This is a genomic window from Lachnospiraceae bacterium KGMB03038 (genome assembly GCA_007361935.1).
GTDB lineage: Bacteria > Bacillota > Clostridia > Lachnospirales > Lachnospiraceae > Massilistercora.
Window position 1 is genome coordinate 2,178,373 of the sequence record CP041667.1, and the last position, 11,881, is coordinate 2,190,253.

General features: G+C 51.3%; 10 protein-coding genes. All 10 read right to left on the minus strand.

Going from position 1 to position 11,881, the window contains the following annotated elements; translation table 11 throughout:
- The 10 genes from FND36_10585 to FND36_10630 all read right to left on the minus strand — a co-directional run bounded on the left by FND36_10585 (nt 1) and on the right by FND36_10630 (nt 11,877).
- A complete protein-coding gene (locus tag FND36_10585) occupies nt 1-1,479 on the minus strand; it encodes an aminoacyl-histidine dipeptidase (GenBank protein ID QDW74440.1) in 1,479 nt (492 codons plus the stop codon).
- A gap of 51 nt (nt 1,480-1,530) precedes the next feature.
- Nucleotides 1,531-2,205, minus strand: coding sequence for a response regulator transcription factor (locus FND36_10590; GenBank protein ID QDW74441.1), 675 nt, complete (start codon nt 2,203-2,205; stop codon nt 1,531-1,533).
- Nucleotides 2,206-2,335: 130 nt separating this feature from the next.
- Entirely contained in the window at nt 2,336-3,013 is a 678-nt protein-coding gene (locus tag FND36_10595; protein QDW74442.1) for a cell wall hydrolase, read from the minus strand.
- A 242-nt stretch (nt 3,014-3,255) separates the two neighbouring features.
- Complete coding sequence (locus tag FND36_10600; protein QDW74443.1) at nt 3,256-4,482, minus strand: ABC transporter permease; 1,227 nt, start codon at nt 4,480-4,482, stop codon at nt 3,256-3,258.
- On the minus strand, nt 4,479-5,366 hold the full coding sequence (locus tag FND36_10605) for an ABC transporter ATP-binding protein (protein QDW74444.1): 888 nt from the start codon (nt 5,364-5,366) through the stop codon (nt 4,479-4,481). The genes FND36_10600 and FND36_10605 overlap by 4 nt, the downstream gene beginning before the upstream one ends.
- Before the next feature lie 24 nt (nt 5,367-5,390).
- Complete coding sequence (locus FND36_10610; protein QDW74445.1) at nt 5,391-6,227, minus strand: hypothetical protein; 837 nt, start codon at nt 6,225-6,227, stop codon at nt 5,391-5,393.
- Between the two features lie 3 nt (nt 6,228-6,230).
- The gene (locus tag FND36_10615) at nt 6,231-6,809 is read right to left on the minus strand and encodes an RNA polymerase sigma factor (GenBank protein ID QDW74446.1); all 579 of its coding nucleotides are present in this window, start codon (nt 6,807-6,809) and stop codon (nt 6,231-6,233) included.
- A 125-nt stretch (nt 6,810-6,934) separates the two neighbouring features.
- On the minus strand, nt 6,935-10,132 hold the full coding sequence (gene carB / locus FND36_10620) for a carbamoyl-phosphate synthase large subunit (protein QDW74447.1): 3,198 nt from the start codon (nt 10,130-10,132) through the stop codon (nt 6,935-6,937).
- 2 nt (nt 10,133-10,134) lie between these two features.
- On the minus strand, nt 10,135-11,202 hold the full coding sequence (locus FND36_10625; GenBank protein QDW74448.1) for a carbamoyl phosphate synthase small subunit: 1,068 nt from the start codon (nt 11,200-11,202) through the stop codon (nt 10,135-10,137).
- Between the two features lie 189 nt (nt 11,203-11,391).
- Complete coding sequence (locus FND36_10630) at nt 11,392-11,877, minus strand: prepilin peptidase (protein ID QDW74449.1); 486 nt, start codon at nt 11,875-11,877, stop codon at nt 11,392-11,394.
- Nucleotides 11,878-11,881: the final 4 nt, after the last annotated feature.

An 11,881-nucleotide genomic window follows, 5' to 3' on the forward strand; every position in this document is an offset into this window, starting at 1 on the left:
TTAAGACGTCAATCGTTTCAGCACATCCCTGATCAGCCGGTAAAATCGTTCAAAGGATTCTAAAGACAAGGATTCTTCCGGCGTATGGCAGTTCCGGATATCCGGGCCTACCGCGATACAGTCCAATTCTGGAATAGCCTGGCAAAATAAGCCGCATTCCAATCCCGCGTGGATGCCCTCGATCTTCAGCTCTTTCCCGAACAGGGCCTGATAACTTTCCTGGAAAATCCGACGGATCCTGGAATCTTCCCGGTAAGCCCACCCCGGATAAACTCCGCTTATCTCTGCCGCGAATCCAAAGACAGCGCCAAGAACTGTCAGTTTCTCTTTTATTTCTTCCTGGATCGAATCCACCGAGGATCTGGGGGAAAAGATGATCCGCAGAGATTCTTCCTCTGTCCTTGCCGCTGCCAGATTGGTGGAAGCCACCACAAATCCTTCTAGACTGAGACTGCGCTTCTGCACCCCATTGGGCGCCAGATAGACGGCTTCCACAAATGCCCTTCCATCTTCCGCTGAAAGTACCGGTCCCTCCTTTTCCTGCTCCACAGTTACTTGACAGGTAAAACCTGGTTCTTCCCCGGACAATTCCTCTTGCAGCATCCGGATCTTAGTCTTGCAAAATTCCTTCGCCTGCTCTGCTTCCTCTGACCGCGCAAAAATCAGCGCCGCCGCACATTCCCGCGGAATGGCGTTCTCCTTATCGCCTCCCTGGAAATTCGCAAGCCTTCCCTGAAATTTTCCTTCCCTTTTCGTCCCCTCCGGGGCTTCCAAAAACGGATGGATCAGACGGGCCATCAGCCGGTTGGCGTTCTGCCGCTCTTTGCCAATATCCATCCCCGAATGACCTCCCATAAGGCCGGAGATCTCAAGACGCAGCAGGGTTCCTGTCTGCCGCTCCCAGTTTGCCGGCCGGATCAGTTCCAGATGCAGTCCGCCGGCGCAGCTTACAGTGGCTTTGCCTTCTTCCTCCGAATCCATGTTGATCATGGTCCTGGCCTGGATCAGTGACTTGTCCAGCCCATTTGCCCCGATCAGTCCCACCTCTTCCTGAGCGGTAAACACACATTCCAGCGGAGGATGGATGAGCGCGCCGTCATCCAGCACTGCCAGCATAGCGGCTATCGCCGCCCCGTTGTCCGCTCCCAAAGTTGTTCCGTCCGCTTTCAGAAGGCCGTCTTCCTCCACCAGGGAAATCCCCTCTCTGGCAAAATCATGTTTTACTTCCCTGCGTTTCTCACATACCATATCCGTATGGCCCTGAAGCATAACTGGCGGCAGATCTTCCGCCCCTTTGCTCCCGCCTTTTTTGATCACCACGTTATGGAGCTCGTCCCTATAACACCAAAGCCCTCTCTTTTGGGCAAAATCTTCCAGATACTTTCCGATCTGTTCCTCATTTCCAGATTCCCTTGGAATTTTGCTGATCTCACGGAAAAAATATAATAATTTCTCCTTATCTCCATCTGTCCGGTTCATATGCTCCGTCCTCCTTGTCTGATCTTTTCGTCCGTTTATCTTTTCGTCTTTTTATGCTTTCAGAAAGTATCCAACGCCCTTTTTCGTCCGGATCAGGTCTTTTGCCCCCAGGCTCTCCAGTTTCTTCCGAAGCCTTGCCACGTTGACCGTAAGAGTATTGTCATCGATAAATTCGTCGCTCTCCCAAAGTCTTGCGATGATCTCGTCTCTGGAAACGATTTTCTCCGCGTTTTCCATTAAGATCTGCAAAATACGAAACTCATTTTTCGTCAGCTCCAGCTTTTCCCCCTGGAAAGTCACCGTGGCATCGCCCAGATTCAGAAGAAGCCCCTGATAGTCCATAATATTGACTGCTCCCTGAAGAGAATAAACTCTGCGCAGGACCGCCTGTATCTTCGCCGTCACCACGCCCAGGTCAAAAGGTTTCTCAATAAATTCGTCCCCGCCCATGTTCATGGCCATCACAATATTCATATTATCATTGGCAGAAGATAAGAAAATGATCGGCACATTGGAAAGTTTGCGGATCTCCTGACACCAGTAGAACCCGTTATAGAATGGCAGTACGATATCCAGCAGGACCAGTTGGGGCTCAAATCTACCAAACTGCTCCATTACATTTTTAAAATCTTCCGCATACTCCACTTCATAGTTCCACCGCCGCAGATGGGCCGCCAAATTTTCCGCGATAGTCCTGTCGTCTTCCACGATCAAAATCTTGTACATTTTCTCTGCTCCCGCCACTGAAAAGGGGCTGTCGCGCCAGCTTAAGGATGAAGTCCTTCCCTTCAGCCGGACGATGCCCCGTATCATATTTGTCTCTATGGTAAATGTTTCTCTCTTATTTGTCAAATGCTCAATGGAAGTAATGATCCCCGATCTTCATTCCCTGGCTCCCCTGGTCAAAGTACAGACAGTTTCCAACCGGGTTTGCGCCGGCCAGCGCATCGCGCGCCGCGCTCATGGCGGAATCCGTATATCCCTCACTTTGCACCACCTGATCCAGCCATCCGCTGCCCGCAGGCGTAAATTGTCCCTTCTGATAGATCACTTCCTGGATGGTATCTGGAAATGATCCGCTCCTCACCCGGTTCATCACCACCGCGCCTACGGCTACCTGGCCCTCATACGGCTGGTTTCCCGCCTCGCAGAAAATGATGGAGGCAAGAAGTTTCAAGGTGTTTTCTGAGGCAGACACTGCTTCTCCTTGACCCGTCTTTCCCTTCGCGGCTTGCGCCGCCGCTTTCGCTTCCTTTTCCTGCCGGGCTTTCGCATTGGCCTTTGTCTGGGCAAACACCGCCTCCATTTGGGCCGTCTCTTCTCTCTCTATTACAGCCCCTGGTGATTCCAGAATCAGCTTACAGGCCTCAGTTCCAGGAACTTCCATCTGTGTCTGTCCCAACTGCTCCAGAGCCACAGACTCTTTTATCTTCTCCGGGTAAACCAGCGCCGCGCGCTCCGCAAAACCCGCCGTAGACAAAACACTGGCAGAAAACAGCAAAAAAGCGGCGTACCTTTTCCCGTTTTTCCACATAATACCCAAAACCTCCAATCCACTTCCAAAAATACAGAAGTCGTCTTCCCTAAAAGTATATTCAAAAATTGCAATTCCATTACAAATATTACAAAATTGTTACAAATTCATTTGGGTACAGGGCAAAATGCGAAAAGGTACACCCCATCGGGCGATTTGGTACAGGGCAAAACGTAATCCGGGACGTAGCCTTTTGCAAAAAGGCTACGTCCCGGATTACCACGTCCCGGATTACCGCCGCATTACTCTTTCCTGCTATACGCCCGGCCGGCCAGCAGCAAAAATAACGGTATTTCTGCCACGGCCGCCCCCATCATCAGATAGGGCAGCCAGATATGGATGTTTCCGATCTGAGCAAAGTTCGTGCCTTCCAGCTCGAACAAAAAGCTATTGGACAATCCCGCTCCGCCGCTTGGCAGGATGGAACGCAGGATCTCCGCCACATTTGCGTTGGAGATCATATAGATAACGGTAGGAAGCAGGCACAGGAATACGGAAATGATCATGGCCGTGTGTACGTTTCTGCTTTTGGCGGATACATAGAGAACACAGCTTACTGAGGCCGCCAGTGTAAGGAATCCTCCCAATATGGTGACTGCCTGGGTCTGTCCAATGGTTAGATCCGGCAGCTTAAAGACTGATCCCATCATCTGGATCGAAGTGGAAAGCCCCTCCCATCCAAAGGCAAAGTTCGTGACCAGCATAAAGATGGCCGATCCTGCCGCGAATGTCCCCGCAAATAAGATCAAAACCGCTCCCATTTTCACTGCCGCCAGCTTCCATCTCCCGTATTTGGCGCAGCGCAGGATATGGTCAGCTCCAGTCTGATACTCCGCGGAAAAGGACTGGGCCGCAATGACCGCATAAAGAAACAGGAGCAGAAAGAAATACAGTATCAGATAATCAAAGGATTCTGAAGAATATCCAGGCACATAAGTAAATGGCGTTTCCACCTGCGCAGTCATTTCCCGGATCTGTTCCTGGATCTCCTTATTTTCTTCCTGCTGAGCAAAAGCTTCACTCCATTTTTCATAGTAATCTTCCCCGTCTTCCTCATGGATATCCTGATCCGTCATGGTCAGAAGATAGGTCTGGGGCGATGCCAGCCAGTCGGATGAGTTCAGGATATCATAAATGGGTTCAATCTTCTCCAAATATACCTGCATCGGCACTTCCGGCGGGAAAATGGAACCATATTCCTGGTAAACTTCCCGGAAGGTTTTGATGGCGCTTTTCACTTTTTCTTCCGTCAGGCTCCCAGCCATGGCGCTTTTTCGCTCTTTTTCCGCCCGGATTGCCTCAACTCCAGTCACCTCCGATACATTCCCCTGTTCATCCATCACATAAGAATTCACAAATGTGATCGGAAAATAGGCCATAACGCCGGATAACAGTACGGCCGAGCAGAGCAAAATCCCAACCGTTTTCGTCTTCAGCAGACGTTTTAATTCTAAACCCAACATTCTCATAAATGTTCCCCCTCTCCCGCGCTTTCCGGAAACAGCCACAGATACAAGTCTTCCATCCTGGCCTCCGCCCTCTGGGAGCCTGGGACCGCTGGATTTTGAGACAGATACCGGATATTCAAACTTCCGTCCCCTCCATTATATACATTTACCATTAATAGTTTGCGCTCGTAAGCAGCCAGATCTCCCGCGCCGATCTTCGCTGTCCAGACTTTTCCCTCTACTTCCCGGACCAATTCTTCCGTTGCTCCCTCTGCGATGATCTTCCCATTTTTCATGATCGCGTTCTGGGAGGCAATATACTCTACGTCAGAAACAATATGGGTAGAGATCAGGACGATCCGGCCATGGGAAAACTCCGACAAAAGGTTGCGGAACCGCACCCGTTCTCCAGGATCCAATCCGCTGGTCGGCTCATCCAGTACCAGGATCTCCGGTTCGTTTAAAAGGGCCTGGGCAATCCCTACCCTCCGCCGCATCCCTCCGGAAAGCCTGGCGATCTTCTTCTTTCTCACATCCCCCAGGGAAAGCTGTTCCAGAAGCTCTGTGATCCGCTGCTTGGAATCCTGCCTGGAAAGTCCTTTTAAAGCCGCCACATATTCTAAATAGTCCCACACAGAAAATCCCGGATAAAATCCAAATTCCTGCGGCAAATAACCGAAAATATCCCGGTAGGACTCTCCTAGATCTCCAATTTTCATTCCATCATAGCGGATTTCCCCAGAAGTAGGGGACTGGATGCCGGCAATCATGCGCATCAGCGTAGTTTTCCCGGCTCCATTGGCTCCCAGCAGCCCCCATACGCCTGGGGTGAGAGTCAAGTTCACCCCATCCACCGCCGTTTTATCTTTATACTGTTTTGTAATATCACAAATTTCTAATTTCATTTCCTCACCTCTTCTCCAACCGCATCAGGCAGCCTTTGCCTTTCCGCCGCTCATAGAATCTGCCTTTTTGATCCACTTTGCCACAGAATACACAGATACCGGTACCATAAACGCTCCCGCCCCCTGCCAGATCCAGGCCGTCTCATAGACCCAGGACTGAACCCGGAAAAGATATAGCAGCAGCGCCAAAAGACACATACAGTATCCCTCGCAGAAACCGATTCCCCTGGCCGCTGTTTCCACATTTTTCACCGTTTGCAGGATCAAAGCGCATCCGCTTCCCGACAGAGCAAAAGGAAGAAAGAAGTACAGCGCCACCATTGTCCCAGAAACATTTACAAAATGAGCCATTCCTCTTGCCATCAGCGTACCGCAGACCCCAAATGCCGCCGCGCTGCCTGCCAGCGCCAGAATCAGATCAGCCAGCAAAAGCCGGGTAAACGACATCTTAGACGCCATTTCCACCTCGTACATCCTGCACTGATAAGAGCGGACCAAAAACGGAACGCCTGCCATAACAAGGACAACGGCGAAAATACCGGCAAGCAGCGGGATATGGCGGATTTCCATAAACGGAAAACCGCCTCCCAACGTATGATGGAGCAGCAAAAATATAAACGCCGCAATACTCCCCTGTATGATCCACAGTTCCTTTGCCATAAAGGGAATTTGGCGCAGAAGGAATTCCCCGAAGCTGATCTGTCTTCTGCCGCCCCGTTTGAGAGCTTCCTTGCGTACCGCTTTTTGCACCTGCTCCCTGTGATCCATTTCTGCTTTCTTGGGCTGCTGTTTTTCCATCTTGTTCCAGTTTCCCTCCTGCTTTAAGGCCTTTTCCAATTTGGCACACAAGATTCTATCCATCCTTTACTCCTCCTTTTCCATCCTGGCTTTGATCTGCGCAAGCGCTGTCCGAAGTCTGGTCTGCACCGTCCGCATAGGAAGTCCTGTCACTTCACCGATTTCTCTAAGCTTTAAGTCCTGAGCAAACCGCAGATATACGATCTCCCGCAGGTCCTTAGGCAGTTCCCGGACCATTTTCCCAAAATCCATATCCTCTTCTGCCTGGCCAAACCCAGCCTCCTGGCAGCTCATCTCTCCCATGTCTTCATAATCTTCCATCAGCCTCTCATGCTTGCTCCGTCTCCACAGATCCGCGCAAGTATTGGCCGCCACCTTATAGAGAAAAGCCCGGAACTTTCCCCTGTGCCTGTAAGCCGGGAAATACTTCACCACCTTCAAGAATGTCTCCTGCACCGCATCCTCCGCCGACGTACGATCCGGCGTATGGTAAAGACAGTATCGTAAAATCTCCTCATAATAAAAAGCTGTAAGCTCCTCCCATCCAGCCGGGTCCCCTTCTGCAATTTTCCGTAACCATTCATTTTCACGCGTCAAAATAAAACCTCCTGGGGCGTCCCCCTGTATATATAACGTTTCTAACATAAAAAATGATTTAGGTACAGGGCAAAACGCAAAAAGGTACACCCCTTCAGACGATTTGGTACAGGGCAAAACGCAATTCAGGACGTAGCCTTTTGCAAAAAGGCTACGTCCTGAATTCGCGTAAATCAAATCTTCGCTATGTCGATCAATGTCAATTTCTTGATATCTGTATTTTCCAGACTTGTGATCAGCGCCTCGGCGGTGTCGATGGCGGTCAGTACGTTGACGCCGGTCTCGATGGCGCTCCTGCGGATGATGAATCCGTCTCTGGCCCGCTCAGCTCCCTGGGGCGGCGTGTCGATGACCAGGTCGATCTTATGTCCCAGGATCAAATCCATCAGGTTAGGGGACTCCTGTTCGATCTTGCTTACCGTGTTGGCTTTTACCCCTGCCGCCTTCAAGGCGTCCGCTGTTCCCTTAGTGGCGAAGATCCGGTAGCCGATATCTGTGAATCTGCGCCCGATTTCTACCGCTTCTGGCTTATCCTCATCCCGCACCGTCAGGATCATATTCTTATATTTGGGGAGCTTGATCCCGGCTCCCAAGAACGCTTTGTACAGCGCCTCATCAAAGGTTTTGGCAATGCCCAAACACTCGCCGGTGGATTTCATCTCCGGTCCCAGGCTGATATCGGCGTCATGGATCTTCTCGAAGGAGAACACCGGCATTTTGACCGCGAAATAATCCGCTTCTTTCTGAAGTCCCGGCGTATATCCCATGTCTTTTAGCTTCTGCCCCATAATGACCTTGGCCGCCAGCGGTACAATGGGAATCCCGGTTACTTTGCTGATATAAGGAACGGTACGGCTGGACCGGGGATTTACTTCGATCACATACACATCTTCCCCGCACACGATGAACTGGATATTGATCAGGCCGATCACATGAAGGGATTTGGCCAGCTTCCAGGTATAATCTTCAATGATTTCCTTCGTCCTTTCGGAAATGCTTTTAGCCGGGTATACTGATATGCTGTCCCCAGAATGGATGCCCGCACGCTCGATATGCTCCATGATTCCAGGAATTACAATGTCTTCTCCATCGCAGACCGCATCCACCTCGATCTCTTTTCCCTGCAAGTATTTATCCACCAGGATGGGATGATCTTGGGCGATCCGGTTGATGATCCCGATAAACTCGTCAATATCGTGATCGTTGATGGCGATCTGCATTCCCTGGCCGCCCAGCACGTAGGAGGGCCTTACCAGCACCGGATAGCCCAAACGGTTGGCTACTTCCTTGGCTTCCTCCGCAGTATACACGGTTCCTCCGGTAGGTCTTGGGATCCCGCATTTTTCCAGAATCTGGTCGAACAGTTCCCGGTCCTCCGCCGCATCCACATCTTCCGCTGATGTTCCCAGGATGGGAACCCCCATCTTCATCAGGGCCTCTGTCAGTTTGATGGCTGTCTGTCCGCCAAACTGCACTACCGCCCCGTCCGGCTTCTCCAGATCTACGATACTTTCCACGTCTTCCGCCGTCAGCGGCTCAAAATACAGTTTATCCGCAATGTCAAAATCCGTACTTACCGTCTCCGGATTATTATTTACAATGATGGTCTCGTAGCCTTCTTTGGCAAACGCCCAGGTACAGTGGACAGAGCAGAAATCAAACTCAATGCCCTGGCCAATGCGGATCGGGCCTGATCCCAGCACCAGCACTTTCTTCTTGTCTCTGGTCTCTTCCACCTCATTTTCACTGCCGTACACAGAATAATAATACGGTGTCTCCGCCGCAAACTCTGCCGCGCAGGTATCTACCATTTTATAAACCGCCCGGATGCCGTATTCATGGCGCATATCATGGATCTGCCGCTCGGTATTGCCCGTCAGTTTGGCGATCACGCTGTCCGGGAATTCCATCCGCTTGGCTTCTTTTAATATTTCCATATTCAGCGGGCTGTTCTGGAGCTTCTGCTCCATTTCCACCAGGATCGCGATCTTATCGATAAACCAAAGGTCGATCTTCGTCACCTCATGGATCTCTTCGTAAGAGATCCCCTGGCGTATGGCTTCCGCGATCTTCCAGATCCGCCGGTCGTCCACCACTGCCAGCTCTTCCAGAAGCTCCTCCCGATCCAGATGGGAGAAATCGTAGGACATAAGGCTGTCTACATGCTGCTCCAAAGACCGGATCGCCTTCATCAGGGCCCCCTCGAAATTGTCACAGATGCTCATCACTTCTCCGGTGGCCTTCATCTGGGTACTCAATGTCCGTTTGGCGCTGATAAATTTGTCAAAAGGAAGGCGCGGGATCTTTACCACACAGTAGTCCAGCATAGGCTCAAAGCTTGCGTAGGTCTTCTTGGTCACCGCGTTTTGAATCTCATCCAAGGTGTATCCCAGCGCGATCTTGGCCGCCACCTTGGCAATGGGGTATCCCGTAGCCTTGGACGCCAGCGCGGAAGACCGGCTGACACGGGGATTTACCTCGATCACACAGTATTCAAATGTATCCGGATGGAGGGCGTACTGGACGTTGCAGCCTCCTGTGATGTTCAGCTCGCTGATGATATTCAAGGCAGAAGTCCGCAGCATCTGATATTCTTTGTCGCCCAGCGTCTGGGACGGCGCTACTACAATACTGTCTCCGGTATGTACTCCTACCGGATCGATGTTTTCCATATTACAAACGGTAATGCAGTTCCCATTTCCATCCCGCATGACCTCGTATTCAATCTCTTTCCACCCGGCGATACAGCGTTCCACCAGCACCTGCCCCACACGGGACAGCCGGAGGCCGTTCTCCAGGATCTCCATCAGTTCCGGCCGGCTGTGGGCGATGCCGCCGCCGCTTCCCCCCAGCGTGTAAGCAGGCCGCAGGACTACCGGATAGCCGATCTTCTCAGCGAATTTTACTCCTTCTTCCACGCTTTCTACTACCAGCGAGGCCGCGCACGGCTCTCCGATCTTTTCCATTGTGGTCTTAAATTCCAGCCGGTCCTCCGCCTTCTTGATTGTCTCGGCGGTGGTTCCGATGAGGCGCACATGGTTCCGCTTAAGGAATCCGTTTTCCTCCAGCTCCATGGCCAGATTCAGCGCCGCCTGGCCGCCCAGGGTAGGAAGCACGCTGTCTGGCTTTTCTTTCAAAATAAGCTGCTCCACCACCTCCACCGTCAGAGGCTCTATATATACCCGGTCCGCAATATCCTTGTCCGTCATGATCGTCGCCGGATTGGAGTTTAAAAGCACCACTTCCAATCCTTCTTCCTTCAGGGAGCGGCAGGCCTGAGTTCCCGCATAGTCGAATTCCGCCGCCTGGCCGATGACGATCGGGCCTGAACCGATCACCAAAACCTTTTTGATCTCTTTATTCTTAGGCATTGCTAAACTCCTTTCACCATATCCATAAACCGGTCAAACAGGTATCCTGAGTCCTGAGGCCCCGGACATGCCTCCGGATGGAACTGCACGGTAAAGATCCGTTTCCCTGCATAGGAAAGCCCTTCGTTTGTTCCATCGTTGACATTTACAAAAGCTTCCTGCGCCACCGCCGGGTCCAGAGTGGACGCGTCTACCGCGTATCCATGGTTCTGGGCAGAGATGTACACTCTCCCATTGCTTAGATCCTTCACCGGATGATTGCCTCCCCGGTGCCCGTATTTTAGTTTGTAGGTCCTGCCTCCATTGGCCAGCGCCATAAGCTGATGTCCCAGGCAGATAGCGAAAATAGGAATATTGGTATCGTACAGTTTCTTGATTTCCTGGATGATAGAGACACAGGTTTCCGGATCTCCTGGTCCATTTGACAGCATGATTCCGTCCGGATCGGTTTGGATGATATCTTCAGCCGCCGTATCCGCGGGATAGACCGTTACCTGGCAGCCTCTTTGATGTAAAGATCGGATGATATTGTTCTTGGCGCCAAAGTCCATCAGCGCGACTTTCGGGCCGTTTCCTTCATAAACGGAACGCTCGCCGCAGGTCACTTTGGAAACCACATCTCCAACCTGATACGCCTTCAATTTGGGAAGGATCTCTTCCAGATCGTAGGCCTTGTTGGTGGTGATCATGCCGTTCATCGTTCCCTTCTCCCGAAGGATCTTCGTCAGCGCCCGTGTATCGATTCCGGCGATTCCCGGAACATCCTGCTTCTCCAGGAATTCCTGGATGCTTCCCTCACAGCGGAAATTACTGGGCATCCGGGACAATTCCCGGACAATATATCCATCCGGCCACGCCTTTTTCGATTCCATATCCGGCGTAACTCCGTAATTGCCAATCAACGGATAAGTCATCACCACCGCTTGTCCCGCGTAAGAAGGATCTGTGAGCACTTCCAGATACCCCGTCATTGAGGTGTTAAATACAATCTCGCTGATCACTTCCCGCTGAGACCCTATACTGGTTCCGGTGAAGACCGTGCCGTCTTCCAAGATAAGAAATGCTTTCATAGGTACGTCTTTCCTCCCTGATCGTATTGACAGATGGGCACAGTTTCCGTAAAAAAAGCAGTCCGCACAAACACCAAACTGCCTTCTTCCAACAAAAACCCATGCCGACAAATTTACGTCTGCCTAAATTGTAAAAATTATACTACAAAAAAAACCGGTTTTCAAGATTTTATTTAAAAACATTTTCCATTACCCTATATACCATTTCCACAGCATTTCTCCAAAGAAACAAGACAGAGCCATCCCAGCCCCCAGAAATGGGGCGAAAGCAATCTGCCTGCCCCTCTCTTTTCTCAGTTTTCCTGCTATCAGACAATAACCGCCTGCCAGGAGGATACTCAGCCCAAAAGCGACCGCCGTCCGTTCCACGCCAAGATAAACACCTCCCGCCGCCAAGAGTTTCACGTCTCCTCCGCCAAACGCACCCGGCCGGATCAAAAGGATCACCAGGAACACTCCCATACCAAAGCAAACTCCGCCCAGGCTATCGGCCAACCCTTCCGCCAGCCCGGACACATCTCCTGCCTCCCAGAAGACCTTCCAGATTCCAAGACAAGCCACCCCCGCCCCAAGACCATGAGGAATCCTGCGCCTTTTCAGATCCTCCCATGCCGCCGCGCCCAGCAGACAGCAGAAGATCAGATTGAAAACTGCCTGATAAAAAATATACTCCATTTTC